Raw genomic sequence first — 26,570 nt, forward strand, 5'->3', positions numbered from 1 at the left:
AACGACCGACCGCGTAAGATCCACGATTGGAAGAAGCCCTCCGAGATATTCACCGAACTCGTCGAGGCGAATGCTTCCACCGGCTGAACTCGCCCCTTACTGCCCGGGGCGCTCGGCGACGTAGGTCCCGCGCCCCGGCTGGCCGATGATCAGTTCGCGATCATGCAGCAGGGAGAGGGCGCGGTACACCGTGCCGGTGCTGACGTCGTAAATCGTGGCAAGCTCGCTGGTCGACGGCAGCTTGTCGCCAGGCTTCAGCTCGCCGCTACTGATCTTCTCGGCGATCTCGTTGACGATGCGTCGGAACGATGGCTGTGCTGTGGGCATGATGAAGACTCCGGTTGGTTCGGCACGTCCGATCATGCCCGACTTGCTAGAGCTACTGCAATAAGTGGGCGCGGCGTGACCCTTCGGGGTCGACCTGCTGTAACTGTTGTAGTAGGTTGCTGAGTGTCCGGCTCCGGTTGGTTCGGCAAACCCCTGGAGTTCGGACCCAGAGGTGGGCCGCGGGGTCGTACCGCCGATCAGGGCTGCGGTCGCGGGGCCGGCGGGTCGGCCCCGTCCCCTGTCCGTGGGCCGGCCCGCCTTCCACGGTTCGACCAGGCGAGGAGGGTGCTCATGCGCAACATGCTGAACCTGTTCCGGCCGGCGACGAAACGGCCGAGCCAGCCGCCGAACGACGGGTGGTACCGCTCGAAACACTGCCTACCGCTGACCGTCGGGCAGATCCGTGAGCGGCGGTTTCGCAACGTCCGGCGCGGGCTCGACCCGGCCGAGGTGCACGCCTTCTTGCACCGGGTCGCCGGCGATCTGGCCGTCGCCCGTCGGGAGTTGGCCCTGACCCGCGAGGAAAATGTACGGATCAAGCGGGCGCTGCGGAGCTGGCAGTCGCGCTTCACGCCGGGGGTGCGGTGGTGAGCCGCGAGCGCTTCGTCGTACACCTGCCGGTACTCGCCACCGACCTGGAGGGGGCGCGTCGGTTCGCCCGTAGCATCTGCCGGGCGCTCGGCTTCCTGGCCGACGTGGACCGGAACGGGACCACCGTGTCGACCGAGGACGCTCAGTGCGTACGCCACTGGGTTTACTGCGACCGGCTGCTCGACGGCGGTCGACGCTGCCCGCGCCCGGCCGACCACGACGGCGCCTGTGGCAAGGGTGGACAGCGGTAGCGATGGCGGGGCGCGACACACCGCCAGGTTCATCGATGGAGACCCGGCTTACCAGAAACCGGCCATGCTCACGCGGCGACGCGGGGAGCTGTCAGGCGTGGCCATCCCACCGCCCATACTTGTGTGTTTCGGCCACATAGCTCGTGGGTGATGTCACTCCTAACGTGAGCCGACAACTGAGTCCCCCTGTCCTCACCTGGAGTCGCAATGACGATCCGGCACACGCGACGGGTGTTCCTCTCCGCCGCCACGATGATGGCGGCCGCGGTGGCCGCCACGGCCTGTGGCAGCCCGCAGGACACCGCGTCCGGCGACGGCGACAACGCCGCCCCGGTCAAGATTGGTCTGGTGTATTCCCAGTCGGGGCCGCTGGCCAGCTACGGCAAGCAGTACATCGACGGCTTCAAGGCCGGCCTCAACTACGCCACCAAGGGCACCGGCAAGGTCGGCGACCGCACGATCGAGGTCACCGAGGTCGACGACGCGGGGGACCCGGCGAAGGCGGTCTCCGCGGCCAAGGACCTGATCGGCAAGGGTACGAAGATTCTCGCCGGCTCCACCGCCTCCGGCGTGGCGCTGCAGGTCGCCCCGATCGCCGAGCAGAACAAGGTCCTCTTCGTCTCCGGGCCGGCGGCCACCGACGCGGTGACCGGGGCCAACCGGTACACGTTCCGGTCGGGCCGACAGTCCTATCAGGACGTGCTGACCGCCAAGTCCTTCATCGGCGACGCCACCGGCAAGAAGGTCGTCGTGTTCGCCCAGGAGGGCGCGTTCGGCGATGCCAACGAGGCCGCCGTCAAGGCGGTGATCGGCGGTGCCGGCGCGACCGTGAGCAGCGTCCGGGCCCCGGCCAGCGCCGCCGAGTTCACCCCCTTCGCCAGCCAGATCAAGGCCGCCAAGCCGGACCTGCTCTTCGTCGCCTGGGCCGGCACCACCGCCCCGGCCATGTGGCAGACCCTCGATCAGCAGGGCGTGCTCGCCTCCACCACGGTCGTCACCGGCCTGGACATCCGCGCCTCCTGGCCCACCTTCGGCGCGGCCGGCAGCAAGATCTCCTTCCTGTCGCACTACTTCGAGGGGGCCAGCAACACCGAGGCGGGCAAGGCGCTGAGGGACAAGGTCGGCACCGTCGATCTGTTCCACCCGGACGGCTTCGCCGCCGCCCAGATGATCGTCCGCGCCGTGCAGGAGGGCGGCGACGACGTCGACAAGATGATCAAGGCGCTCGAGGGCTGGCAGTTCGACGGCGTCAAGGGCCAGATGACCATCCGCGCCGAGGACCACGCGCTGCTCCAGCCGATGTACCAGGCCAAGCTCACCGGCAGCGGCACCGACTTCACGGCGACCGCGGAGAAGGCCCTGACCGGTGACGAGACCGCGCCGCCGGTCACCCAGATGAAGGGCTGACCCGTGCTCGCCACCCGCGGTCTGACCTGGCGGATCGGTGAGGTCGCCATTGTCGACAGCGTCTACCTCGACCTCGCGCCCGGCGAGTTCCTCGGCGTGATCGGGCCGAACGGCGCCGGCAAGACCTCCCTGTTCAACCTGATCACCGGCCTGCGCCGACCCACCGAGGGGCGGATCCTGCTGGACTCCGAGGACATCACCGCTCTGCCGCCGCACCGGCGGGCCCGTCTCGGGCTGGGGCGTACCTTCCAGGCGTCCTCGGTGTTCGGCTCGCTGACGGTGCGGGAGAACGTCCGGCTCGCCGTACAGGCGTACCGGGGTGGCTCGATGAAGCTGTGGCGGCGGGCGGCGGCCGACCGGGAGGTGGCCGCCGCCGCCGACGCGGCGCTCGACCGGGTCGGCCTCGCCCACCGGGGTACGGCGCTCGCCGGCACCCTGGCGCACGGCGAGAAACGCAAGCTGGAGATCGCCCTGCTGCTCGCCGGGGAACCCCGGGTCATGCTGCTGGACGAGCCGATGGCCGGGGTCAGCGCCGAGGACGTGCCCGAACTGGTTGCCGTCATCAAGTCGTTGACCGCCGACAGTGACCGGTCGGTGCTCATGGTGGAGCACCACATGGACGTGATCCTGGAACTGGCCGATCGGATCGCCGTGATGCACCACGGGGCGCTGCTGGCCTGCGACACCCCGGACACGGTGATGGCCAACGCCACCGTTCAGGAGGCGTACCTGGGGGAGGCGCTATGACCGAACCTGTCCTCAGCGTGCAGGACCTGTCGGTGCGGATCGCCGGGCTGCACATCCTTCAGGGCGTGTCGTTCGAGGTCGCGCCGACCGGGGTGACCGTGCTGCTCGGCCGCAACGGCGTCGGCAAGACCACCACCCTGCGCGCGATCGTCGGCCTGACGCCGCGCAACGGCGAGGTCCGCGGCACCGTCCGGATGGGCGCGCGCAGCCTGCTCGCCCGCCCCACCCACCGGCTGGTCCGCGAAGGCCTGGGCTACGTGCCGGAGGACCGGTGCGTCTTCGCCGGCCTCACCGTCGCGGAAAACCTGCGGCTCGCCGAGCGGCGGGGCACCACCCCGGCGTACGACCGGGTTTACGCCCTCTTTCCGGAGCTGGACCGGCGCGGACGGCAACGGGCCGGCTCGCTCTCCGGCGGGCAGCAGCAGATGCTCGCGATCGGCCGGGTGCTGCTCAACGACAACCAACTGCTGCTGGTCGACGAGCCGACCAAGGGGTTGGCGCCGAAGGTGGTGACCGAGGTGGCCGAGGTGCTGGAACGGGTCGCGGAATCCGTGCCGGTGCTGCTGGTCGAGCAGAACCTGGCCGTGGTGCGCCGGCTGGCGCGCGACGCCGTGGTGCTCTCCGCCGGCCAGGTGGCCTGGGCCGGCAACGCCCAGGACCTGCTGCTGGAGACCGCGCTGACCAAGTCGCTGCTGGGCGTCGGGTCGGAGGTGAAGGCGTGAGCACGGTGATCCTGCTGGCGCTGACCGGGCTCGGCCTGGCGGCCCTCTACTTCCTGGTCGCGTCCGGCCTGTCCCTGGTCTTCGGCCTGGCCGACGTGCTCAACTTCGCGCACGGCCTGTTCCTCGGCGTCGGGGCGTACGCGACCTGGTGGGCGGCCGGCAACCTGCCCGGGGCGGGCTCCGACGGCCTCGGGTTCGTGCTGGCGGTCGCCTTCGGCGTGCTCGCCGGGGCCCTCGTCGCGGTGCTGGTCGAGCTGGTGCTGATCCGGCCGCTCTACTCCCGCACCGTCGAACAGGTGCTGGTCACCGTCGGCCTGTCGCTGGCCGGGGTGGCGCTGCTCCAGGCCACCTGGGGGGCCGACCCGCGGACGTTCCCACGCCCGGCGTGGACCCTCAAGGTGACCTCGGTGCTCGGCGCGAACGTGCCGAACGCCGGGCTACTGCTGATCATCGCCGCCGTACTGGTGCTCGGCGGGCTGCTCGCCTTCCTCCGCTTCACCCGGTACGGCCTGATCATCCGGGCCGGGGTGGAGAACCGGGAGATGGTGACCGCGCTCGGCATCGACGTCCGCAAGGCGTTCACGCTGGTCTTCGCGATCGGCGGGGCGGCCGCCGCGCTCGCCGGCGCGCTCGGCGGGGTCTTCTTCGGCACCGTCTCGCCCGGGCAGGGCGGCTCGCTGCTGATCTTCGCGTTCATCGTGGTGGTGATCGGCGGGATGGGCTCGGTGGTCGGGTCCGCGTACGCGGCGGTCGCGGTCGGGCTGCTGCAACAGTTCGTCAACTACTACGGCGCCTCCGGCCTGGGCGACCTGTGCGTGGTCGGGTTGCTCGCCGTGGTGCTGCTGCTGCGTCCGCAGGGCCTGGCCGGAAAGGTGGCTCACGCATGACCGACTCGGTGGTGGAGGCGCCGCCCGCGCGGGTCCCCGACGAGCTGACCTCGGAGCCCTCCCGCTGGCGCCGGCTGCGGCCGTACCTGCCGCTGGTGGCGCTCGCCCTCGCGGCCGGCCTGCCCTACTGCACGCTGCACCTGCCGGGCATCTTCGACGACAAGCTCAATGCGGCCGGCAACCTGCAACTGCTCGCCATCTGCCTGGTGTTCGGCGGCCTGGCGGCCGGCTACGACCTGCTCTTCGGGCGGACCGGGATGCTCTCCTTCGGGCACGCCCTCTATTTCGCCGCCGGCGTGTACGGCACCGCCATCCTCGTCACCAAGGCCGGGCTGCCACTGTGGCAGGCGGGGCTGCTCACCGTCACCGGCGGAACGATCCTGGCCGGGTTGCTCGGCGCGATCGCACTGCGTACCAGCGGGATCGCGTTCGCCATGGTCACGCTGGCCTTCGCCCAGGTCGGGGCGATCCTGGTGGCCCGGAACTTCGGCGGGCTCACCGGCGGCGAGGAGGGGCTGACGCTGGACGTGGCCGGGCTGCCGGCGGCGCTGGTCGGGGTGACGAACACGGTCAACCTCTACTGGCTGGCGCTGGCGTACCTGGCCCTGGTGGTCTTCGTCGTGCACCGGGTGAGCGGCTCGCCGACCGGGCGGGTGCTGGCCGGGCTGCGCGACGATGAGCGCCGGATCGGGGTGCTCGGGTTGGACCCGTACCGGTTCAAGCTGGTCGCGTTCACCCTGTCCGGCGGGCTCGCGTCGGCCGGCGGCGTGGTCTACTCGCTGCTGGTCGGTGCGTCTCCGCACATCACCTCCTCCGAGCTGACCCTGTCGCTGCTGGTCATGGTGGTGCTCGGTGGCCCGGGCACCCGGTGGGGCCCGGTGCTCGGCGGCATCCTCTACATGTACCTGGACCACCGCCTGACCGCCTTCGGCACCAGCGACGCGGTGAACAGCCTCCCGGCGTTCCTCAGCCGCCCGCTGTCCCAGCCGCTCTTCGTCCTCGGCACGGTCTTCATCCTGGCCGTCTATTTCTTCCCCGGCGGCCTGTCCAGCCTCCGCACCCGCCTAACCCCCCTCACCACGCTGATCATGAGGTTGGCGGGTGCGAAACACCGCTAACGTGCCCGCTAACCTCATGATCGACGGAGTTCGGCGTGGGGCGGCGGCCCCCCGTGTGGCCGCCGCCTCCCGTTGTTGATCAGTCGTTCAGGAGCTCGTACGCGGACGTGGGTGCCTTCTGCACCTCGTCGCCGGTCGGCTCGCTGAGCTTCGGCGCCTTGCCGAAGTCGTAGTACCGGACGGTGAGCTTGGTGGCCTTCTGCTTCCCGCCGGCGGGGATGTCCAGGGTGAGCGAGCTGAGGTTGCCGTCCGCGCCGACCACCGCGGTGAACGGCACCTTCTTCGCGGCCTCGCCGAGCGCCGCGATGTCCACCCCGTCCACCGCGGTGGCCACCTCCTGGCCCCTGGTCAGGTCGGCGAACCCGGTGTACGTGCCGTCGCCCTTGTCCTCGACCGTGTCCGCGGTACGGATGATCGCGGCGGCGTTGGCCGGGTCGGTGCCCTCGTAAACCGGCGCGTCGGTCGGATCGTGAAGCTTGGTCCGGTCCAGCGCCATCCAGCGCTTCGGCAGCTTCATCATCTCGTGCAGCCCGGGGATGCCCTTGAGCTCGACCCGCATCCAGCTCTTGTCGTCGATCATGCGGAACGTCATCTTCATGGTGAACTTCGGGTCTTCGTTCTCCTGCGTCAGGCCAAGCTCCATCGCGTGCGCGGCCGGGTCCACCACTCCGACGATCTTGTCCGTGCCGTCAACGGTGGTGAAGCGGAAACCCGGGCCGTCCTCGGCCGGCACGGCGGCCAGCAGGGCGGCCTTCGGGTCGGCGGACGCGGACGCTTCGGGGGTGGATCCGGTGCCGGTGGATCCGGTGCCGCTGATGAAGCCGCACCCTGCAGACAGGGCGGTGGCGGCCAGCACGGCCGTCGCGATACCCGCGACCCGCCGGATCGTCGCGGCGGTGCCGATACGCTGCGTCATTTCGTTGACTCACTTTCCCAGGGGGCTGTTGCCGGGACGACCTTGGCAGGGCCTACCGCCGTCCCGCTGCCGATATGCTGCCGTGCGACTGCCGCCGGCCGCCGTCGGTGGCCGGGAGGCGGGTAGGAGCGAAAACTCGCATGTCAGAGGCGTTGCGCTTCGAGATCCTCGGTCCGCAGCGGGCCTGGTACGCCGACCGTCCACTCGACCTTGGCGCCGGCAAACAGCGGGCGGTGCTCGCCGTGCTGCTCCTCTCCGCCGGCCGTCCGGTGCCGATCGGGCAGATCATCGAGGCGGTCTGGCCGGGCGAGTCCCCCGCCAACGGCCCCAATGTGGTGCAGAAGTACGTCGCCGGCCTGCGCCGGGTGCTGGAACCCGAGCGGTCCCCGCGTACGCCGGGGCAGGTGCTGACCCTCACCGACGCCGGGTACCTGCTGCGGATTCGGCCGGAGGCGGTAGACGCGGTCCGCTTCGAACGCGGGGTGCACCTGGCCCGGCAGCGGCACGCGGCCGGGCGTACCGCCGAGGCGCAGGCAGCGCTGACCGCCGCGCTGGAGCTGTGGCAGGGCGAGCCGTTCACCGGGTTCACCGGGCCGTTTTTCGAGACCGCCCGACACCGGCTGGTGGAGCTGCGGGCCGTCGCCCTGGAAACCCGCGTCGAGTTGGCGCTGGAGAGCGGCCGGCATCGCGAGCTGGTCGGCGAACTGGTCGAGCTGGTGGCCGAGTTCCCGGTCCGGGAGCGGCTGCGGCACCAGCTCATGCTGGCGCTGTACCGCGGCGGGCGGCAGGCGGAGGCGCTCGCCGCGTACCGGGAGTTCGCCGACCTGCTCCGCGAGGAACACGGCATCGAGCCGGGCGAGGTGCTGCAGGAGCTGCAGGGGCGGATGCTGCGCTCGGACCCGACCCTGATTCCGGACGCGTCGTACAGCGGCCCGCCCGTCCACGCGGCCGTGGGAGCTCCCGTCCACGCGGCCGTGGGAGCTCCCGTCCACGCGGCCGTGGGAGCCCCCGTTCACGCGGCCGTGGGAGCCCCCGCCGCCACCGTTCCGCCCGGGCTCCTGGTCGGCGCGTACCAGCCTGCGGTCGGGCTGCCCCGGCGAGGGTTGCCGAGGTGGGCACGGACCATCGCGACCATCACCGGCACGGCGGCCACTCTGCTGTCGTTCGGAGCGCTCACCGGCGCGGTGGTCCTCGGGTATGCGTTGTGGCGGCGCAGCTGGCAGCTCGCGCTGGCTGGGATCGGCTACCTGCTGATCTTCGCCAGCATGTTCGTCATCGTGCTCGACGAACCGGTGGACGAGGACGCCGCCCTGGGCACCGAGGGTGTGTGGGTCCTCACGGCGGTCGCGCTCTGCTGGATCGTGGGCGCCGTCCACGTGGTGCTGCTCAATCCGGACCTGTGGTCGTTCCTGACCCGGTGGTACGGCGCCGGCAAGCAGCGCGCGGTGGAACAGCGGATGCGCCGGGAACAGGCGCGCTTCCTGCTCATGCACTTCCCGCTGGCCCGGTACGAGCTCCGCATTGGCCGTCCCGATCTGCCGCGTACGTTCGACGACGGCGGGTTGGTCGACGTGAACGCCGTCCCCGACCTCGTGCTGGCCGCGTTGCCGGGACTGACCGACGGGCAGCGTCAGCTGATTGTTATGGACAGGTGGACGCGCGGGCCGTACCCGTCGCTGGAGAACCTGGTCGCGCGCTGCCCGATTCCGCCCATGGCGGCCGACTCCCTCCGCGAGATCCTGCTCTTCCTGCCGTTCCCTGCGCCGCCCGTCCCGCCGTCGTGACCGTCGGCCGCCACGGGACGCCTGGTAGAAATGCCGGATGAGCCAGGATCGGGTGGCCGTGCGGGAGCGGGCCGAGGCAGTGCTGCGGCGGTTGGCCGGCGAGCACGCCCGGCTCCGCGAGGACCAGTGGCGAGCCATCGAGGCGCTGGTGGTGGACCGGCGGCGGGTGCTCTGCGTACAGCGCACCGGTTGGGGCAAGTCGGCCGTCTACTTCGTGGCCACCGCGCTGCTGCGGCAGAGCGGGGAGCACGGCCCGACCGTGATCGTCTCGCCGCTGCTGGCGTTGATGCGCAACCAGGTCGAGTCGGCCGCCCGGGCCGGCATCCGGGCCCGGACCATCAACTCGGCCAACCTCGACGAGTGGGACGAGATCACCGCAGAGATCCACGCCGGGGCGGTGGACGTGCTGCTGATCAGCCCGGAACGCCTCAACAACCCGGACTTCCGCGACGGGGTGCTGCCCAAGCTGGCCGCCACCACCGGGCTGCTGGTGGTGGACGAGGCGCACTGTGTCTCCGACTGGGGGCACGACTTCCGGCCGGACTACCGCCGGCTGCGTACCTTCCTCGCCGAGTTGCCCGAGCGGACCCCGGTGCTCGCCACCACGGCCACCGCCAACGCCCGGGTCACCCAGGACGTCGCCGAGCAACTCGGTGACGCCCTGGTGCTGCGCGGCACCCTGGACCGGGAGTCGCTGCGGCTGGGCGTACTCGATCTGCCGAGCCCGGCCCACCGACTGGCCTGGCTCGCCGACCACCTCGACGGGCTCCCCGGCTCCGGGATCATCTACACGCTCACCGTGGCGGCGGCCGGCGAGACGGCGGAGTTCCTGCGGGCGCGCGGCTGGCCGGTGGCCGCGTACACCGGGCAGGCCGAGGACGCCGACCGCCGCGCCGCCGAGCAGGACCTGCTCGACAACAAGATCAAGGCGTTGGTCGCGACCAGCGCGCTCGGCATGGGCTTCGACAAGCCCGACCTCGGCTTCGTGGTGCACCTGGGCGCACCGCCCTCACCGATCGCCTACTACCAGCAGGTCGGCCGGGCCGGCCGAGCCGTCGAACACGCCGAGGTGCTGCTGCTGCCCGGCGTCGAGGACGCGGCGATCTGGCGCTACTTCGCCTCGCTCGCCTTCCCGCCGGAGCAGCAGGTCCGGGCCGTGCTCGCCGCCCTGTCCACCGACCGGCCGATCTCCACCCAGGCCCTCGAACCGGTCGTCGACCTGCGTCGGGCCCGGCTGGAGCTGATGCTCAAGGTGCTCGACGTGGACGGCGCGGTCCGCCGGGTGCGCGGCGGCTGGCTCGCCACCGGCGAGCCCTGGGTCTATGACGAGACCCGGTTGCGCCGCGTCGCCCAGGCACGCACCGCCGAGCAGCAGGCCATGCGCGAGTACGCGAGCACCCCCGGCTGCCGGATGCGCTACCTGCGGGAGTGCCTGGACGACGCCGGGGCGGCCGACTGCGGCCGCTGCGACACCTGCGCCGAGCCGCTGTTCACCCCCGAGGTCTCGGCTGCCGCGCTCACCGCCGCGCAGACCTTCCTCGGCCGCCCCGGCGTGGAGATCGCGCCCAAGAAGCTCTGGCCGACCGGCCTGGAGGCGGTCGGCGTACCCCTGAAGGGGCGCATCGCCCCGGCGGAGCAGGCGCTGCCCGGGCGGGCCGTGGGCCGTCTCTCCGACCTCGGCTGGGGTGGGCGGCTGCGCGGCCTGGTCGGCCCGGACGCGGTGGACGCCCCGGTCCCCGACGACGTCGCGGCGGCGGTGGTCGAGGTGCTCAAGGCGTGGGCGCACGGCGACGACCCGTGGCCGCGCCGCCCGGTGGGCGTGGTCGCCGTCGCCTCCCGCACCCACCCGACGCTGGTCGGCACGCTCGCCGAGCGGATCGCCACCGTGGGCCGGCTGCCGCTGCTCGGCCGGGTCGTCCCGACCGGACCCGCCGGGGCCGCCGGGCCGCGCGGTAACAGCGCCCAGCGGGTACGCGCGCTGCACGACGCCTTCACCGTGCCGGACGAGCTGGCCGAGGCCCTGGCCGGGCTGGCCGGACCGGTGCTGCTCGTCGACGACCTAATCGACTCCGGCTGGACCATGACGATGGTGGCCCGGCTGCTGCGCCGCGCCGGCGCCCCGGACGTGCTCCCGCTGGCCCTCGCCGTCGCCGCATGAACCGTCGGCTTCAATCGGGGAAAAGTTCCCGGGCCGGCCGGACTGCGAGCGCCGCCACCGCCACCGACCGTCGACGCGCCGGGATCGCGGCCGACGGTACGGTGGGCGCATGACCGAGTCGCCAGCCCCCGTCGCGGCCGGCGCGCGACCAGCGGCCGACGGTCCGGCGCCGGGCCTGGACACGCCGGGGGCGGAACCGACCGGGGTGGACCGGGACACGCTGCGACTCGCCCTGGTGGTGGGCGGGCTGGTGCTCGCCGTGCTGCTCGGGTTCGGCCTCGGCCGGCTGAATCCGCCGCCGAGCACGGCGTCCGGCGCCCTCCCGGTGGCCGCGGGGCACTCCCACCCGCCGGGCACCGCCCCCCACTCGCACGACGGGTCCAGCGCCTCGCAGGCCGGTGGTGCGGACGCCGCCGGTCTGTCGATCAGCTCGGGTGGCTACACGATCGCCCCGTCGACCGTGGAGTTCGCGGTCGGCCGGGCCGGTGAGCTGCGCTTCCAGATCAGGGACGAGCAGCGGCGGGCGGTCACCCGCTTCGCCGTCGTGCACGAGAAGCCGATGCACCTCATCGTGGTACGCCGCGATCTCAGTGGCTACCAGCACCTGCACCCGACGATGGCGGCCGACGGCACCTGGTCGGTGCCGCTCACCCTGCCCGAGGCGGGCGTCTGGCGGGCGTTCGCCGATTTCACCGCGGTCGCCGATGACGGCCAGCAGACCGCCGTGACGCTCGGCGTCGATCTGGCCGCGCCCGGCGGGTACGCGCCGCGACCGCTGCCGGCCGAGAGCACCGCCACCACGCTCGACGGGTTCAACGTCGGCTACGAGGGCACGCCGAAGGCGGGCGAGATGGTGCCGGTGCGCTTCACGATCCGGGCTGGCGACGCCCCCGCGGCGTTGGAGCCCTACCTCGGCGCGTACGGCCACCTCGTCGCGCTGCGTGCGGGGGATCTCGGCTACCTGCACGTGCACCCCGGGCCGCAGGCCGAACCGGGCACCGTGACGTTCTGGATGATCGCGCCGGGGCCCGGTCGCTACCGGATGTTCCTGGACTTCCAGGTGGCCGGCGTGGTGCGTACCGCCGAGTTCACCGTGTCGGTGGCCTGAGCTGGTCAGCCGGCCCGGCGGACCGGCCGGCGGGCCAGGTAGCGGAGCAGGTCGCGGATGTGGTGCTTCTCCTCGGCGGGGACGCTCGGGTCGGCCAGCCGTTCCAGGATGACCCGGACATCCGCCTCGACCGGGGTGTCGTCGGCGCGGCGGCGGGGGAGCGGGCCGGCGTCGGGCAGGCCGAGCGCGCGGAAGGCGGCCGCCACCGGCAGGTCGAGCGCGCCGCAGAAGCCGCGCACCTTGGCCAGCTCGGGGTAGTCCTGCCAGTCGCCGGCCAGCCAGCGGAACACGGTGGAGCGACCCACCCCGGTGTGCGTGGCCAGGTCGGTCACCGTCCAGCCGCGCGCCTCACGGGCGTCGTCGATGGCCCGCCGCACGAAGCGCGCGAAGGCCATCTGCGGCGAAACCTCTGCCATCGACCTGGGGCTTTTCCTTCCCGGCTGCGGCACCGTCGGGTGCGCGCGTACGAGCGTAGTACGGCCGCAGGCGGAAACAACTGACTGATCGGTCGGAAGGTTTCCGGGTCGTCAGGCCGGCGTCGCCCCGGACAGCAGCGTCGCCAGCCGGGGCGTCACCCCCCACTGGTCGACCAGTTCCCGGTACTCCGCCCGCTGGTCGTCGGTCGGCTCGCTCCCCGTCCGCCGGGCCCGGATCAGCAGGTTGCGCGGGGTGTGCTGGGAGTCGACGAACTCCACCACCTCGGCGCGGTACCCGTGCAGTCGGAGCAGGCCGGCCCGCAGCGCGTCGGTCAGCACGTCGGCGAACCGCTCGCGCAGGATGCCCTGCCGGGTGAGCAGCCCGTGCGGTCCCGGTGCCGGCCGGGAGCGGAGCTGAGCCGCCACGTCGTGGTGGCAGCAGGGAGCGGCGAGCACCCAGCGGGCATCCCAGCGGACGGCCCGGGCCAGCGCCTCGTCGGTGGCGGTGTCGCAGGCGTGCAGCGCCAGCACCAGGTCGGGGGCCGGCTGGACCACCGCGTCGGCGATGGTGCCGGCCACGAAGCGCACCCGAGGAGCCCAGCCCAGCCGCTCAGCCAACTCGGTGTTGCGCCGGCGCTGGTCCTCGCGGACGTCCACCCCGACCAGCTCCACGTCCAGCCCGCGCTGCGTCAGGTGCCGGTACGCGGCGAAGGTCAGGTACGCGTTGCCGCAGCCCAGGTCGACCACGCGCAGCGGCCCGGTCAGGTCGGCCGGCAGGGTGGCCGCCAGCGCGCGTAGGAACGCGTCCACCTGGCGGCGCTTGGCGGCCGAGCCGCCGATCTCGACGAAGATCGGGTCGCCCGGGTCGAGCAGGTAGTCCTTGGCCCGATCGTGACCGCCCGGCTCGGGCGCCGGGCGACTCGCCGCCGCCCGGTGCACCTGTGCCTCGCCCGACTTGGTCACCCGCAGTTGGAGCGTCGTGTCGGCCGTCTCCACGTGCCAGTTGCCGAACGGCTCGGCGAGCAGCGCGTCGACCGCCGCGCCGGCCTCGTCGCCCGGCGCCACGTTCCTGGTGTGGGGCCGGACGCCGTCGGAGGTCAGGATCTGCAGCCGGGGGCCGGCCTTGAGGGCGACCGGGCGTAGTTCGGCGCGGACCACCGCAGGGTGCTGACCACGGCGCCGACCGGCGGCGACCGCCCGGGTCAGGGCAGGGTCGAGCAGCAGCGCCCGCACCTCGGTGAGGGCGGCGTCGAGGGGTTCCGGCATTGCTCCTCTTCCTTGCTCGGCCTCCGGCCGGTACGCGGGCCGGAGGCCAGCCCCTTGGCGGGGCCGGGCGTCGTGGCGTGTCGCGCCAGGGCGGACCGATGCCTTGGGAGCGGTATGCCTCAGCGGCATACCGCTCTTAACCCGACAGCCGGGTCGCTGGAGTCACGGAGAATCACCCCACCCACCCGGCCACCCGATGGGTGTCGGTCAGTCGGCGGTCGCCTCGGCCGGCGTACCTGCGCCCGAACCACCGCCACCACGACGGCGCCGGCGGCGGCGTGGCCGGGGGGCCGCCTCGCCCTCGGCGGCCGACGTGGCCGGCTCGGGATCGCCCTCGGCGGCGATCACCGCGGTGGGCTCGCTGGCGAGCACCTCGCCAGCCCGGCGGCGCCGGCGGCGGCGCGGGGTACGGGTGCCCTCCTCGGCGGTCTCGGCACCGGCGTCGCTCTCGGCGGGCGTCGCGCCGGCGTCGCCGCCGCGATCCCGACGGCGCTCGCGGCCCCGGCTCTCGCCCCGCCGCGCGCCGCGCTCACCGCGCTCACGCCGCGACCGGCCCCCGCCGAGGTCCTCCTCGACCTCCGCCGAGAGCCCGGCGCGGGTGCGCTCGGCGGTCGGCAGCGTGCCGGTGACCTCCCGGGAGATGTCCAGGTCGGTGTAGAGGTGCGCGGAGGTGTGGTACGTCTCGGGCGGCTCGGGCATGTCGAGCCCGAGGGTCTTGTCGATGATCCGCCAGCGCGGCATGTCGTCCCAGTCGACGAAGGTCACCGCGACGCCGCTCGCGCCGGCCCGGCCGGTGCGCCCGATCCGGTGGGTGTAGGTGTCCTGGTCTTCGGGGCAGTCGTAGTTGATGACGTGGGTGACGCCCGCGACATCGATGCCCCGGGCGGCCACGTCGGTGGCGACCAGCGTGTCGATCTTGCCGGCCCGGAACGCCCGCAGCGCCCGCTCCCGGGCGCCCTGGCCCAGGTCGCCGTGGACGGCGGCCACCGCGAACCCACGGAAGTCGAGATCCTCGGCGACCCGGTCGGCGGCCCGCTTGGTGCGGGTGAAGATCATGCTCAGCCCTCGCCCCTCCGCCTGTAGGATCCGCGCCACGATCTCGACCTTGTTGAGCGAGTGGGTGCGGTAGACCAGCTGCCGGGTCTGCGGGTTCGGGCCGGTCTCAGCGGTGTGCCCGGCGTGGATCGTGATCGGGTGGCGCAGGAAACGCCGGGACAGCGCGACGATCGGGTCCGGCATGGTCGCCGAGAAGAGCATCGTCTGCCGGTCCTCCGGCAGCATCGCCAGGATCTTCTCGACGTCGTCCAGGAAGCCCAGGTCGAGCATCCGGTCGGCCTCGTCGAGCACCAGCGCGTGCACCCGGTCGAGCCGCAGGTGCTTCTGCTTGGCGAGGTCCAGCAGCCGGCCCGGGGTGCCGACCAGGATCTCGACGCCCTTGCGCAGCGCCTCGACCTGCGGCTCGTACGCCACTCCGCCGTAGATCGGCAGTACCCGGACGCCCCGGGTGCGGCCGGCGGTGTCCAGGTCCTTGGCGACCTGGAGGCCCAGCTCACGGGTGGGTACGACGACAAGCGCCTGCGGCTGGCCGTCGCCGCCCTCGGACGGGGCGAACACCCGCTCTAGCAGCGGGATGCCGAAGCCGAGGGTCTTGCCGGTGCCGGTGGGCGCCTGGCCGATCAGGTCGACGCCGCGCAGCGCGATCGGCAGCGCGTATTCCTGGATCGCGAACGCGTGGGTGATGCCGGCGGCCGCGAGCGCCTCGACGGTCTCCTGACGGGCGCCGAGCGCGGCGAATGTGGGAGCCTCCGGACGGACCGGAGCGGTGGTGGCCAGCGACTGGCCTTGAGTCTGCTCACTCATATGGATTTGGGGGTGCCCTCTCGTGGTGCGCCCCTCATGTCCTCAGGGCGCGGTCGGTATGGCGCGGGCCACACGGTCGGGGGCAGCAAGCCGCGCCGGACCGGGCCGCACGCGCGCCGGGGACCAGACGGTGATCAACTCGGCTGATGTCCGGCGCTGATCTGATTCGGTGCCCACGGCAACTGCTCCATACTACCTGAACCACCACTGGGGCGTCCTGATTCCGCTGCTGGGCCCCCGTGCCGCCGGGGCGGGGCAGCCCTGCCACGGCGGCACGGGGCAGGAATCAGCGGACGGTGAACCCGACCGCGCGGGGCGCGGCCTCCGCGATCTCGACGTAGGCGACCTTGCCGACCGGGACGATGATCCGCCGGCCCTTCTCGTCTGTCAGGGAGAGGGTGCCCTCGCCCTTGGCGACGGCTTCGGTCACGATCCGCTCGATCTCGGCCGGCGACTGCGCGCTCTCCAGGACCAGCTCCCGTGGCGCGTACTGCACGCCGATCTTGACCTCCACAGTGCCTCCTCAGCTGGGGCGAAAGAGCCGCCGTGAGAAGGCTATCCGATCTGCCGGGCCGATGCTCAGGCTGACTCACCTTGCAGCGGGAAGCTGGCGATGCCCCGCCAGGACAGGGCGGCGACCAGTGCCTCGGCCTCCGCCTTGGGCACCTGCCGGCCGCTGGCCAGCCAGAACTGGGCGGCCGTCTCGGCCGCCCCGACCAGGCCGGAGGCGAGCAGTTCGGCGTGCGCACGGCTCACGCCGGTGTCCGAGATGATGGTGTCGGTGATCGCGGCGATGCAGCCCTGCTCGACCCGCTCCACCCGCTGCCGGACGGCCGGATCGTTGCGCAGGTCGGACTCGAAGACCAGCCGGAACGCCTCGCTCTCGTGGTCGACGAAGTCGAAGTATGCGCGCACCGAGGCGCTGACCCGCTCCTTGTTGTCGTTGGTGCCGCGCATCGCGTCGTGCACCTTCGCCACGATGGCGTCGCAGTGCGTGTCCAGCAGAGCCAGGTAGAGCTCCATCTTGCCGGGGAAGTGTTGGTAGAGCACGGGCTTGGAGACCCCCGCCCGCTCGGCGATGTCGTCCATCGCGGCGGCGTGGTAGCCCTGCGCGACGAACACCTCCTGAGCGGCGGCGAGCAGTTGCTTGCGCCGCGCCGAGCGGGGTAGGCGGGTGGGCCGGCCGGCGGTCTGCGCACCGTTCCCCACAGCGGTCATGGGAACCTCCGAGTTTGATCGTACGAGCCGGCACGTTTCACCCGAACCGGTCGGGGTTGGTGAACCCGTCGCGGAATTGGCCCGCCGCTGTAACTTATCGCCACTGTCACCACACGGTAGCCTCAGCGGGGGCGACCAAGGAGCGCACGGTGAGTGAATCAGGGCAACCCGGAGCCGCCACCCCGGGAGAGCAGGGCGACGGGACGGGTCAGCAGGACGACCTGGCCCGCACCGGCAACGGGTGGGCGCCCCCGCCGACCAGCTGGGCCCGGGGCACCGAGGCTCCCGGCGGCTGGGCCCAGGGTGCGGAGGCTTCCGGCGGCTGGCACCGCCCTGAGGCCAACACCGGCTGGGGCGCCGCGTCGTCCCGCCACGGTGACCTGCCGGCCCCGCTGTCGGGCCTGCCCGTCGAGGAGCCGTCGCGCCGGGTCAACGGCCGCCAGGTCAACGGCCTGCCGCACGCCGGGGAGGAGCCGCCGGTGCCCCGCCAGGCGCCGGTGAGTGCCCCTCCGCAGGACGAGCCGCGCCGCGACACCGACGGCGATCGGCCGGTCGTGCCGGCTCCGTCGTCCGCTCCGCCGGCCCTGCAGGTGCCGCCGGTCGGCGCCGCAGCCTCCGGCTTCGAGATGCCGCCCGGCCTGCACGCCCCGACAGCCGAGCGGGCCGCCGCCGAGCCGCCCTCGTCGCGTTCCCACGGCTGGGCCGACCGGATGCCGGCTGAGCCGCCGGCCGAGTCGCCGTCGCTGTCGCATCGGTGGGCCGACCGGCCCACGTCGCCGGCACCCACCGGGCACGTCGGCGAGCGGGCCGCGAGCCCGATGGCGGAGCACCGCGGCCCCGCCGAGGAGCCACGCGCCGCGTCGGCCGACGACCGGCACGCCGGGCCGCCGGGCGGGCGCGGGCCGGCGCCGGCCGAGGAGCCGGACCGGTCCGGCCCGAGTTGGAACGCGCCGAGCTGGGACGGCGGCTGGGCACCGCGCTGGGTCGGCGAGGACGGGTCCGCCGGACGCCGCGCCGCCGAGGGTGAGCCCGGCGGGCGGCGGTCGCACGAGGGCGAGCCCGTCGGACAGCGGCCGCACGAGGACGAGCCGTCGGGCCGCCGCGCCCGTGCCGAGCGCGCCGAGTGGGCGCCAGAGCCGGCACGGTCGTACGAGGCGTCCCGGGCCGAGGCCGAGCCGCGCCCGGCGTACGAGCCGACGGCGCGGGAGGACCGTGAGCGGCCCCGCTGGGCCGGGCCGCCCGTGCCGGTGACCCCGTTCAGCGCACCGCCGCACGCCGCCCCGACCAGCGCCCCGCCGATCCCGCGCGAGACGCCCCCCACCGGGTACGCCCCGCCCGGCCCACCGCCGCCCCCCGTCGGTCCCGCCGCCCCGGGTGGGCCGGCCCGCCTCGATCGTGCTTCCGCGCCTCCGACGAGCGCACCTCCCTACGCCGCCCGCCGGGCCGCCCCCGAACCGGTGCCGCCGGCCGCACCGGTGCCGTCAGCCGAACAGGTGCCGCCGGCCGTACCGATGCCGCCCGCCGTACCGATGCCGCCGGCCGCACCGGTGCCGCCAGCCGCGCCGGTCGCCGACGCCCGGCCGGCGGAGCCCGCGCCGGCGGTGCTGCCGCAGCGCGTCCCCGCCGAACCGGACGTGCCCGTCGTGCCGGAGCCGCCCGCCGCGGAACCGTCCGCCGAGACCCCGGAACTCGCCCGCATCGCCACCCACCTGCGCCGGGACGATGAGCCGGCCCCGCTGCGCGAGCGGCCCGAAGGCTTCGACGTCAACGCCATCCTCGACGCCGTCCGGGAGGTCGCCGGCGTGCGGGATGCCGCCCTGCGTCGTACCCCGGCCGGGGCGCACAGCCTCCGGCTCGACCTCGCCGACGGCGCCGATCCGGCCGAGGTGAGCCGGGTCGTGGCCCGGCTGCTCCAGGAACGGATGGGGCTGGCCGCCGCCCCGCAGAACCTGCCCGGCGCTCCGGCCGCCCCGCCGCCCCCGGTCCGCCGCCGCTCGGCGCAGCCGCGAGCCGAGCGCCCCACCGAGCCGCCCCTGACGCCAGTGCCACCCGTGGCGCCCCTGGCCCCATTGGCACCCGCGGCTCCCGTGGCACTTGTGGCACCCGTGGCGCCAGTGGCCCCCGAGGTGCCGGAACCGGGCGGGGAGCCGCCGCGCCGGCTCCGGCAGGCCGCTGTCCACCGCGGTCGGGCGGTCGTGGAGGAGTCCTCGCTCGCCGTCGCCCCGGTCGCCGGCACGGCCACCGGTAGCCCGGCCACGGTCGGCACGTCGTACTCCGGTGGGCAGATGACCACGACGGAGACCGCGCCCTCCCGGCCGCTGGACACCGGCGGCGTGCCGGGGCCCCGGGTGGTGATCGACCACGTCCAGGTGAGCACCTTCGGGCTCGACGCCACCGTGGAGGTGCGCCTGATCGCCGACGACCGGATGGCGGAGGGCCACTCCACCGGGCCTGCGGTCGACGGCTACGTGCTGCGGCTCTGCGCGGTGGCCGCCGCGGCGGCGGTGGACGAACTGCTCGGCCGGGCGGCTCCGGCCGGCGAACGGGGGCGGTGCTTCGTCGAGCACGCCGCCGTGGTGCCGTTCGGCAACTGCGAGGTGGCCACCGTGGTGGTGCTGCTGGTGTGCGACGGCTGGGTCGAGCAGCTGGCCGGTTCGGCCCTGGTCGCCGGCGATCCCCGGCAGGCGGTGGTCCGGGCGACCCTGGCCGCGGTGAACCGCCGGCTGGAGGCGCTGCTCGCCTGAGCTCGTTCGCCGGCATGGCGGAGAGCGCGCTCGACCCGCGACATGGCAGGCTGACCGGGATGCCCGTCTCCGCCTACCCGCCACGTGCACCCGCCCGTCCGGTTCCCGTCCGCGACCGTCGTCCGGCCGGTCGCCGGTGGCAGCCGGTGATCGTGGTGTTCGCGTTCCTGCTCGCCGCCGGAATCGCCATCTTCGCGACGGTGCAGCGGCCGTCGGCGACCGCGGGGATGCTGACCGGCGACGAGCCGGCGGAGCAACCGCCGGTGTCGTCGAGCGCTCTGCCGGCGTCGTCCGCCTCGGCGAGCGCATCGCCGGCGCCGAACGCCAGCCCGTCCGCGCCGGTGCTGAGTCTGCCCGGCCCGGTGCCGGCCCAGGGCCGGGGCAGCTTCGCCTACGACGAGCGGCCGGGCGAGGTGCTCGGCCGTGCCGGGGTGCTGCGCCGGTTCCGGGTGGCGGTGGAGAACGGTTCCGGTGAGGACGTCGACACCTTCGGCGACGCGGTGCAGCGGGCGCTGGCCGGGCCGGGGAGCTGGGTGGACAGCGGCGAGCTGCGGTTGCAGCGGGTCGCCCCGAACAGCCGGTACGACTTCACGATCTACCTGGCCACCCGGGACACCGCCGGCCAACTGTGTCTGGGCGGCGGGGTCGACATCCGGATCGGTGGGGTGCCGTACACGTCCTGCCGGGTGCCGGGCAAGGTGGTCGTCAACCTGGACCGGTGGCGGACCTCGGTGCCGCACCTGGTCGCGGCGAAGCTGCCGCTGGACACGTACCGGCTTTACGTCGTCAATCACGAGGTCGGGCACCAGTTGGGGCACGGGCACGAGAGGTGCCCCGGTCCGGGGAAGCCGGCGCCGGTGATGCAGCAGCAGACCCTGTTCCTCGACGGCTGCCGGCCGAACCCGTGGCCGTACGTCGACGGCAGGCGGTACGCCGGCCCTTCGGTATGAAAGACCTGATCCTAGCGATGGGAAGTATTTCGCGGGAGAAGCGGCAAAAGCAATAAAATGCCCGAATTGCATGACACGCTGGTGTCATGGCCTCGTCGTCCCCTTCCGCTCGGCCGGTCCGCCTCTCGATGAGTCGGATGCGCCGCCGTCGCCGGCGTACCCTCGTGCTCTTGGTCGCCGCGCTGGCGACGGTGGGCGTCGTGATCGGCCTGGCCGACCTGGTCCACCGGCCCACCGCCCCGCCGCCGGTGGCGGCCGGCGGCCCGCTGGCCCACGGCGTCGGTGCCGGCGTCGCCGCGCAGGTGCAGCCCAGCGGGTACCCGTCCGACGGCTCCGGGCAGTTCGCCACGGCCGACGGGCGCTCCCCGGTACGCGGATACGACGGACCGCTGCACCGCTACCGGATTGAGGTCGAGCGGGGCGCCGGGCAGGACGCGGACGAGTTCGCCGCCACGGTCGACAGGGTGCTCGCCGACCCGCGCAGCTGGATCGCCTCCGGCGGACTACGGGTGCAGCGGGTGACCGAGGCGGCCAGCGCCGACTTCACGATCTACCTGGCCACCGCGGTCACCTCCGAGCGGATGTGCGCCGAAGGGGGCCTGACCACCGAGCGGTACACCTCCTGCCGGCTGCCCGGCAAGGTGATCATCAATCTGGCCCGCTGGATGGACGCGGTGCCGGACTACGGCGCCCCGCTGGACGTCTACCGGACGTACGTGATCAACCACGAGGTCGGGCACGAGTTCGGCGAGCAGCACCAGGACTGCCCGGGGCCGGGCGAGCCGGCGCCGGTGATGCAGCAGCAGACGTACGGGCTGGACGGCTGCGTCGCGAACGCCTGGCCGTACCTCGACGGAGTTCGCTACGAGGGCGAGCCGATCGACGGCGTCTGAGTTATTCCCGGTCCCGAAGTTCGGGTTGGGTGGCCCTCGTCATGGCCGATCGACACCGTGACGAGTGACAATGGCGCGGTCCCACCGCCGATCCCGGGGAGTCCACCGTGTCGTTGCCCCCGCTCGTCGAGCCCGCCGCCGAGCTGACCGTTGACGAGATCCGTCGCTACTCGCGCCACCTCATCATCCCGGACGTCGGGGTGACGGGGCAGAAGCGGCTGAAGAACGCCCGGGTGCTCTGCGTCGGCGCCGGCGGTCTCGGCTCGCCGGCCCTGCTCTACCTCGCCGCCGCCGGTGTCGGCACCCTCGGCATCATCGACTTCGACACCGTCGACGAGTCCAACCTCCAGCGCCAGGTGATCCACGGCGTCTCCGACGTGGGCCGGTCCAAGGCCGAGTCGGCAGCCGCGTCGATCCGTGAGATCAACCCGCTGGTCCAGGTCGAGATCCACAACACCGCCCTGGACCGGGAGAACGTCCGGGAGATCTTCTCCCAGTACGACCTGATCGTCGACGGCACCGACAACTTCGCCACCCGCTACCTGGTCAACGACGCGGCCGTGCTGCTCGGCAAGCCGTACGTCTGGGGCTCGATCTACCGGTTCGACGGCCAGGCGTCGGTCTTCTGGGCCGAGCACGGCCCCTGCTACCGCTGCCTCTACCCGGAGCCGCCCCCGCCCGGCATGGTGCCGTCGTGCGCCGAGGGCGGCGTGCTGGGCGTGCTCTGCGCGTCCGTCGGGTCGATCCAGGTCACCGAGGCGATCAAGCTGCTCACCGGCACCGGCGAGCCGCTGGTCGGCCGGCTGATGGTCTACGACGCCCTGGAGATGAGCTACCGCAAGATCAAGGTCCGCAAGGACCCGAACTGCGTGCTCTGCGGCGAGAACCCCACGGTCACCGACCTGCTGGAAGACTACGACGACTTCTGCGGCGCGGTCTCGGTGGAGGCGCAGGAGGCGGCGGTCGACGCGACCATCACCGCGCTGGAGCTCAAGGAGTGGCAGGACACCGGCAAGGACATCTTCCTGGTCGACGTCCGCGAGCCCGCCGAGTACGAGATCGTCCGGATCCCCGGCGCGACGCTGATCCCCAAGGGCGACATCATCTCCGGCGAGGCGCTCGCGAAGCTGCCGCAGGACCGGCAGATCGTGCTGCACTGCAAGTCCGGCGTCCGGTCCGCCGAGGCGCTCGCCGCGCTCAAGGCGGCCGGCTTCTCCGACGCCGTGCACGTCCAGGGCGGCGTGCTCTCCTGGATCAAGCAGATCGACCCGTCGCTACCCGCGTACTGAGTCGTCGCCGGAAGGCCCTCCCGGATGCCCGGGAGGGCCTTCGCGTACCGCCGGTGGGCCGGTTCACCCCTGGCCGAGATACCGAGGTGTGATTGCGTTTCCGCAGGTAGCGTGTGGGTCGTGGTCGATCTGGATGCCGCTATCGGCTTCGTCGTGGCGCACGGGGACGCGGTGGAGCGTGCCCGGCTCTCCTGGCTGCGTACCGGCGCCCCGGTGCCGGCTGACCTGCTCGACGCGGTCGAGACCGGGCCGGCGCCCGGCGGCGGCTGGCCCGCCGTGCTCGACGGCGAGGTCGCCTCGGTCGACGCGACCTGTTTCCGCCTGGCTGAGCTGGACGACCTCGGCGGGCTGAGCCGGCCGGCCGCCCGGCACGCCCTGGACTGGCTGTCCGCCCGGCAGTTGCCCGACGGCGGCTGGGACGAGGACCCGTCGCTGGCCGGGTTCGCCCCCGAGTGGGCCACCCCGGGTGACCCGGAGGCCCGCCTCTACCTGACTGCCAACGCGGGTTTCTGGCTGACCGTGGCCGGGCTGGACGCCCGCGCCGCCGGGCCGCTCGATTCCCGGGTCGGCGGGGCGTACGCCGGGGTGGTGCAGGCGGCGGCGCAGGCGCTCGCCGCGCAGCTCGCCCCGGACGGGAGTTGGCCGTCCTTCCTGCCCGCCGGCTGGCTGGCCGCAGCAGTGCTGCACCGCCAGCAGATGTACTACGAGTCGGCCCGGATCCAGGCGGTGCTGGCCGACCGGATCCCGGAGATGTCCCCGGCCGACGTGGCCTGGCTCGCCGCCACGCTGCACCGGGTCGAGGTGGGCGAGGAGCAGTGGCTGCTGGTCTCGGCGCGTAAGCGGCTCGCCGAGACCCAGCGCAGCGACGGCGGCTGGGACAGCGACGACGGCCACCAGTTCGACGTGCACACCACGCTGCGGGCGATCCGCGCCTGCCTGTCTGCCGAGCCGGTGGCCACGCCGACCGGGCCGCCGCGCGTGCTGCGGCAGCTGAGCGCGGAGGTCGTGACGCTCGGTGAGGCTGACCGGAGCCGAGAAGGCTCGTGAGTGATATGACTGTGAGGCATATTTATGACTCACAGTCATATCGGTGACGAGTCGGATGGCCGCTGGGCCACGACCCGCCCGGTTCGCTATCGCAGGTGACCGTCCCCGGTGACCACGTACTTGGTGCTGGTCAGCTCGGGCAGCCCCATCGGGCCGCGGGCGTGCAGCTTCTGGGTGGAGATGCCGATCTCCGCGCCGAAGCCGAACTCGCCGCCGTCGGTGAACCGGGTGGAGGCGTTCACCATGACCGCCGCCGCGTCCACCCGGGCCACGAACTCCCGGGCCGCCGGCTGGGAGTCGGTGACGATCGCCTCGGTGTGGCCGGTGCCGTACCGCCGGATGTGCGCGACCGCCGCGTCGAGCGAGTCGACCACGGCGACCGAGATGTCGGCCGACAGGTATTCGGTGGCGAAGTCCTCCTCGGTCGCCAGGACGACCGCGTTCGAGTGGGCCACGACCTCCGGGGAGCCGTGCACGGTGACCCCGGCGTCGGCGAAGGCGGCCAGCACCGCCGGCAGGAAGGCGTCCGCGACATCCGCGTGGACCAGCAGCGACTCGGCGGTGTTACAGGTGGACAGGCGCTGGGTCTTGGCGTTCAGGGCGATGGCGACGGCCTTCGCGACGTCGGCCGCGGCGTCCACGTAGACGTGGCAGTTGCCCACCCCGGTCTCGATCACCGGCACGGTCGACTCCTCGACCACCGTCCGGATCAGCGACGCGCCGCCGCGCGGGATCAGCACGTCGACCAGGCCCCGGGCCCGCATCAGCTCCTTGACCGAGTCACGTGAGGCGGAGTCGAGCAGCTGCACCGCGTCCGCCGGCAGGTCGGACTCGGCGATCGCGTCGCGGAGCACGGCGACCAGGGCCGCGTTGGAGTGCGCCGCGGAGGAGGAGCCGCGCAGCAGCGCCGCGTTGCCGGACTTGAGGCATATCCCGGCCGCGTCCACGGTGACGTTCGGCCGGGCCTCGTAGATGATGCCGACCACCCCGAACGGCACCCGGACCTGGCGCAGCTCCAGGCCGTTGGGCAGGGTCGAGCCGCGGACCACCTCGCCGACCGGGTCGGGCAGCGCGGCCATCTGGCGCAGCGCCTCGGCGATGCCGGCCACCCGGCCCGCGTCGAGGGCCAGCCGGTCCAGCACGGCCGGGGTCAGCCCGGCCGCGCGCCCGGCCGCCAGGTCCGCCTCGTTCGCGGCCAGGATCTCCGGGGTACGCGCCACCAGCGCGTCCGCCATCGCGCGCAGCGCGGCGTCCTTGACCGTACGCGTCGCGACGGCCAGCGCCTCCGCTGCGTCCCGCGCCCGCCGGGCCTGCTCGACCACGCTCATCCTGCACTCCTCACAGCAGTACGAGGTCGTCGCGGTGGACGACCTCCCGTTCGTACGCCGGGCCGAGCGCCGCGGCGAGTTCCGAGGTCGAGCGGCCGAGCAGCCCGGGCAGCTCCACCGCGTCGTAGTTCACCAGCCCCCGGGCGACCGGCGCGCCCTCGGCGTCCACCAGGTCCACCGGGTCGCCGGCGGTGAACGCGCCGTCCACCGCGATGATCCCGGCCGGGAGCAGCGACTTGCGCCGCCCCACCACCGCCTGCACGGCTCCCGGGTCGAGGTGCAGCCGGCCCCGGGGCGCGGTGGCGTGCGCCAGCCAGAACAGTCGGGCAGCCGGGCGCCGGCTGCTCGGGTGGAAGAAGGTGCCGACCGGTTCGCCGCGCAGCGCCCCGTCGGCGAGCGGCGCGGCGGTCAGCACCACCGGGATGCCGAAGCCGGTGGCGATCCGGGCCGCCTCGACCTTGGTGACCATGCCCCCGGTGCCCACCCCGGCCCGGCCCGCGCCGCCGATGTCGATGCCGGCCAGGTCGCCCTCGCCGTGGACCTCGGTGATCCGGGTGCTGCCCGGGCGGGCCGGGTCACCGGTCCAGAGCGCGTCCACGTCCGACAGCAGCACCAGCAGGTCGGCGTCGACCAGGGCGGCGGCCAGCGCGGCCAGCCGGTCGTTGTCGCCGAACCGGATCTCCTGGGTGGCCACCGTGTCGTTCTCGTTGACGATCGGCACCGCCCGCAGGTCGAGCAGCTTGCGCAGGGTTCGGTAGGCGTTGCGGTAGTGCGCCCGGCGGGTCACGTCGTCGACGGTCAGCAGCACCTGGCCGACGGTCAGCCCGTGCCGGGCGAAGCTGGCCGCGTACCGGCCGATCAGCAGGCCCTGCCCGACGCTGGCCGCGGCCTGCTGGGTGGCCAGGTCGCGCGGGCGGCGGGCCAGCCCGAGCGGGGCGAGGCCGGCGGCGATTGCGCCGGAGGAGACGAGCACCACCTCGCGCCCGTTGGCGGCCAGCGCGCCGAGCGTGTCGACGAGCGCGTCGACGCGGGCGTCGTCCAAGCCGCCCGTCGCGGTGGTCAGCGAGGAGGAACCGATCTTGACAACGATCCGGCGGGCCGAGGTGACTGCTTCACGCACCCGACCATTCTGCGCGCTGTGGTTCGCCGGACCTTCGCGCGTTCCCATATCGTGACGGCTCGTGACACCTGACGAGTACGTCGAGGCGGTGCTCGACCTGGTCGAGCGGATCCCGCCGGGCCGGGTGATGTCGTACGGGGCGGTCGCCGACGCGCTCGCCGAGTGCTCGGGCCGGGCCTCGGCCCGGCTGGTCGGCTCGATCATGGCCCGGTACGGAGGCGCGGTGCCCTGGCACCGGGTGGTGAACTCGGTCGGGCGGCTGCCACCCGGGCACGAGGTGGAGGCGCGGGCCCGGCTGCGCGCCGAGGGCTGCCCGCTGCGCCCGTCCGGGGTGGACATGAAAGCGGCCTGGTCACCGGAGCAGGGGAGGTGACCCCACGCCGGGCTCCGGTGGCCCTGGCCGCGACGGTTCGGGAACCAGCA

At 73.4% G+C, this 26,570-nt stretch carries 24 protein-coding genes and 1 pseudogene; 16 read left to right on the forward strand and 9 right to left on the reverse strand.

The features are described from left to right. Positions 1 to 96: 96 nt before the first annotated feature. Entirely contained in the window at positions 97 to 363 is a 267-nt protein-coding gene (locus AB0C02_RS04340) for a winged helix-turn-helix domain-containing protein (protein ID WP_357541057.1), read from the reverse strand. Positions 364 to 618: 255 nt separating this feature from the next. Between AB0C02_RS04340 and AB0C02_RS04345 the strand changes: the two genes are divergently transcribed. The 7 genes from AB0C02_RS04345 (at position 619) to AB0C02_RS04375 (ending at position 6,050) form a co-directional block, all read left to right on the forward strand. Then, a complete protein-coding gene (locus AB0C02_RS04345; protein ID WP_357541059.1) occupies positions 619 to 918 on the forward strand; it encodes a DivIVA domain-containing protein in 300 nt (99 codons plus the stop codon). Beyond that, on the forward strand, positions 915 to 1,169 hold the full coding sequence (locus AB0C02_RS04350) for a hypothetical protein (RefSeq protein ID WP_357541061.1): 255 nt from the start codon (positions 915 to 917) through the stop codon (positions 1,167 to 1,169). Before AB0C02_RS04345 ends, AB0C02_RS04350 begins: the two co-directional genes overlap by 4 nt. 207 nt (positions 1,170 to 1,376) lie before the next feature. Next, positions 1,377 to 2,576, forward strand: a complete 1,200-nt coding sequence (locus AB0C02_RS04355; RefSeq protein ID WP_357541063.1) for a substrate-binding domain-containing protein — start codon at positions 1,377 to 1,379, stop codon at positions 2,574 to 2,576. Between the two features lie 3 nt (positions 2,577 to 2,579). Further along, positions 2,580 to 3,323: an ABC transporter ATP-binding protein gene (locus tag AB0C02_RS04360; protein ID WP_357541065.1), complete on the forward strand. Its 744-nt coding sequence runs from the start codon at positions 2,580 to 2,582 to the stop codon at positions 3,321 to 3,323. Beyond that, positions 3,320 to 4,045: an ABC transporter ATP-binding protein gene (locus AB0C02_RS04365; RefSeq protein ID WP_357541067.1), complete on the forward strand. Its 726-nt coding sequence runs from the start codon at positions 3,320 to 3,322 to the stop codon at positions 4,043 to 4,045. Before AB0C02_RS04360 ends, AB0C02_RS04365 begins: the two co-directional genes overlap by 4 nt. Continuing rightward, on the forward strand, positions 4,042 to 4,932 hold the full coding sequence (locus tag AB0C02_RS04370) for a branched-chain amino acid ABC transporter permease (protein ID WP_357541069.1): 891 nt from the start codon (positions 4,042 to 4,044) through the stop codon (positions 4,930 to 4,932). The genes AB0C02_RS04365 and AB0C02_RS04370 overlap by 4 nt, the downstream gene beginning before the upstream one ends. Further along, complete coding sequence (locus AB0C02_RS04375; RefSeq protein ID WP_357541071.1) at positions 4,929 to 6,050, forward strand: branched-chain amino acid ABC transporter permease; 1,122 nt, start codon at positions 4,929 to 4,931, stop codon at positions 6,048 to 6,050. Before AB0C02_RS04370 ends, AB0C02_RS04375 begins: the two co-directional genes overlap by 4 nt. A gap of 79 nt (positions 6,051 to 6,129) precedes the next feature. On the opposite strand, the gene AB0C02_RS04380 is transcribed toward AB0C02_RS04375, so the two are convergent. Continuing rightward, entirely contained in the window at positions 6,130 to 6,966 is an 837-nt protein-coding gene (locus tag AB0C02_RS04380) for a hypothetical protein (RefSeq protein WP_357541073.1), read from the reverse strand. 140 nt (positions 6,967 to 7,106) lie between these two features. On the opposite strand from AB0C02_RS04380, the gene AB0C02_RS04385 reads away from it, so the two are divergent. The 3 genes from AB0C02_RS04385 (at position 7,107) to AB0C02_RS04395 (ending at position 12,016) form a co-directional block, all read left to right on the forward strand. After that, a complete protein-coding gene (locus tag AB0C02_RS04385) occupies positions 7,107 to 8,750 on the forward strand; it encodes a BTAD domain-containing putative transcriptional regulator (protein ID WP_357541075.1) in 1,644 nt (547 codons plus the stop codon). A 37-nt stretch (positions 8,751 to 8,787) separates the two neighbouring features. Then, entirely contained in the window at positions 8,788 to 10,908 is a 2,121-nt protein-coding gene (locus tag AB0C02_RS04390) for a RecQ family ATP-dependent DNA helicase (protein ID WP_357541077.1), read from the forward strand. Positions 10,909 to 11,017: 109 nt separating this feature from the next. Then, positions 11,018 to 12,016: a hypothetical protein gene (locus tag AB0C02_RS04395; RefSeq protein WP_357541078.1), complete on the forward strand. Its 999-nt coding sequence runs from the start codon at positions 11,018 to 11,020 to the stop codon at positions 12,014 to 12,016. A 5-nt stretch (positions 12,017 to 12,021) separates the two neighbouring features. Here the strand turns inward: AB0C02_RS04395 and AB0C02_RS04400 are convergent, their stop codons facing one another. The 5 genes from AB0C02_RS04400 to AB0C02_RS04420 form a co-directional block, all read right to left on the reverse strand. Beyond that, the gene (locus tag AB0C02_RS04400) at positions 12,022 to 12,411 is read right to left on the reverse strand and encodes a helix-turn-helix domain-containing protein (RefSeq protein ID WP_357541080.1); all 390 of its coding nucleotides are present in this window, start codon (positions 12,409 to 12,411) and stop codon (positions 12,022 to 12,024) included. Positions 12,412 to 12,543: 132 nt separating this feature from the next. After that, positions 12,544 to 13,698 carry an SAM-dependent methyltransferase gene (locus AB0C02_RS04405; RefSeq protein WP_357541082.1) on the reverse strand — a complete coding sequence of 385 codons (1,155 nt, stop codon included), beginning with the start codon at positions 13,696 to 13,698 and terminating at the stop codon, positions 12,544 to 12,546. Between the two features lie 207 nt (positions 13,699 to 13,905). Beyond that, positions 13,906 to 15,558, reverse strand: coding sequence for a DEAD/DEAH box helicase (locus AB0C02_RS04410; RefSeq protein WP_357541084.1), 1,653 nt, complete (start codon positions 15,556 to 15,558; stop codon positions 13,906 to 13,908). A 286-nt stretch (positions 15,559 to 15,844) separates the two neighbouring features. Then, complete coding sequence (locus AB0C02_RS04415; RefSeq protein ID WP_357541086.1) at positions 15,845 to 16,072, reverse strand: DUF3107 domain-containing protein; 228 nt, start codon at positions 16,070 to 16,072, stop codon at positions 15,845 to 15,847. A gap of 65 nt (positions 16,073 to 16,137) precedes the next feature. After that, the gene (locus AB0C02_RS04420; RefSeq protein WP_357541088.1) at positions 16,138 to 16,776 is read right to left on the reverse strand and encodes a TetR/AcrR family transcriptional regulator; all 639 of its coding nucleotides are present in this window, start codon (positions 16,774 to 16,776) and stop codon (positions 16,138 to 16,140) included. Positions 16,777 to 16,925: 149 nt separating this feature from the next. Here AB0C02_RS04420 and AB0C02_RS04425 point away from each other — a divergent pair, with 149 nt between their 5' ends. The 5 genes and pseudogenes from AB0C02_RS04425 to AB0C02_RS04445 form a co-directional block, all read left to right on the forward strand. Then, positions 16,926 to 19,520, forward strand: coding sequence for a hypothetical protein (locus AB0C02_RS04425; protein WP_357541090.1), 2,595 nt, complete (start codon positions 16,926 to 16,928; stop codon positions 19,518 to 19,520). A gap of 59 nt (positions 19,521 to 19,579) precedes the next feature. Then, positions 19,580 to 20,470, forward strand: a complete 891-nt coding sequence (locus tag AB0C02_RS04430; protein ID WP_357541092.1) for a DUF3152 domain-containing protein — start codon at positions 19,580 to 19,582, stop codon at positions 20,468 to 20,470. 137 nt (positions 20,471 to 20,607) lie between these two features. Further along, positions 20,608 to 21,363, forward strand: coding sequence for a DUF3152 domain-containing protein (locus tag AB0C02_RS04435; RefSeq protein WP_357541094.1), 756 nt, complete (start codon positions 20,608 to 20,610; stop codon positions 21,361 to 21,363). Between the two features lie 107 nt (positions 21,364 to 21,470). Further along, positions 21,471 to 22,652, forward strand: a complete 1,182-nt coding sequence (moeZ, locus tag AB0C02_RS04440) for an adenylyltransferase/sulfurtransferase MoeZ (protein ID WP_357541096.1) — start codon at positions 21,471 to 21,473, stop codon at positions 22,650 to 22,652. Positions 22,653 to 22,721: 69 nt separating this feature from the next. Next, a pseudogene (locus AB0C02_RS04445) lies at positions 22,722 to 23,588 on the forward strand (hypothetical protein); the annotation flags it as partial. 197 nt (positions 23,589 to 23,785) lie between these two features. Here AB0C02_RS04445 and AB0C02_RS04450 read toward each other — a convergent pair. After that, positions 23,786 to 25,027: a glutamate-5-semialdehyde dehydrogenase gene (locus AB0C02_RS04450; RefSeq protein ID WP_357541098.1), complete on the reverse strand. Its 1,242-nt coding sequence runs from the start codon at positions 25,025 to 25,027 to the stop codon at positions 23,786 to 23,788. A 10-nt stretch (positions 25,028 to 25,037) separates the two neighbouring features. Next, a complete protein-coding gene (gene proB / locus AB0C02_RS04455; RefSeq protein ID WP_357541100.1) occupies positions 25,038 to 26,195 on the reverse strand; it encodes a glutamate 5-kinase in 1,158 nt (385 codons plus the stop codon). Positions 26,196 to 26,208: 13 nt separating this feature from the next. Between proB and AB0C02_RS04460 the strand changes: the two genes are divergently transcribed. Continuing rightward, on the forward strand, positions 26,209 to 26,520 hold the full coding sequence (locus tag AB0C02_RS04460; protein ID WP_357541102.1) for an MGMT family protein: 312 nt from the start codon (positions 26,209 to 26,211) through the stop codon (positions 26,518 to 26,520). Positions 26,521 to 26,570 lie beyond the last annotated feature (50 nt).

The sequence above is a fragment of the Micromonospora sp. NPDC048999 genome, from assembly GCF_040649295.1.
In the GTDB taxonomy this organism is placed as follows: domain Bacteria; phylum Actinomycetota; class Actinomycetes; order Mycobacteriales; family Micromonosporaceae; genus Micromonospora.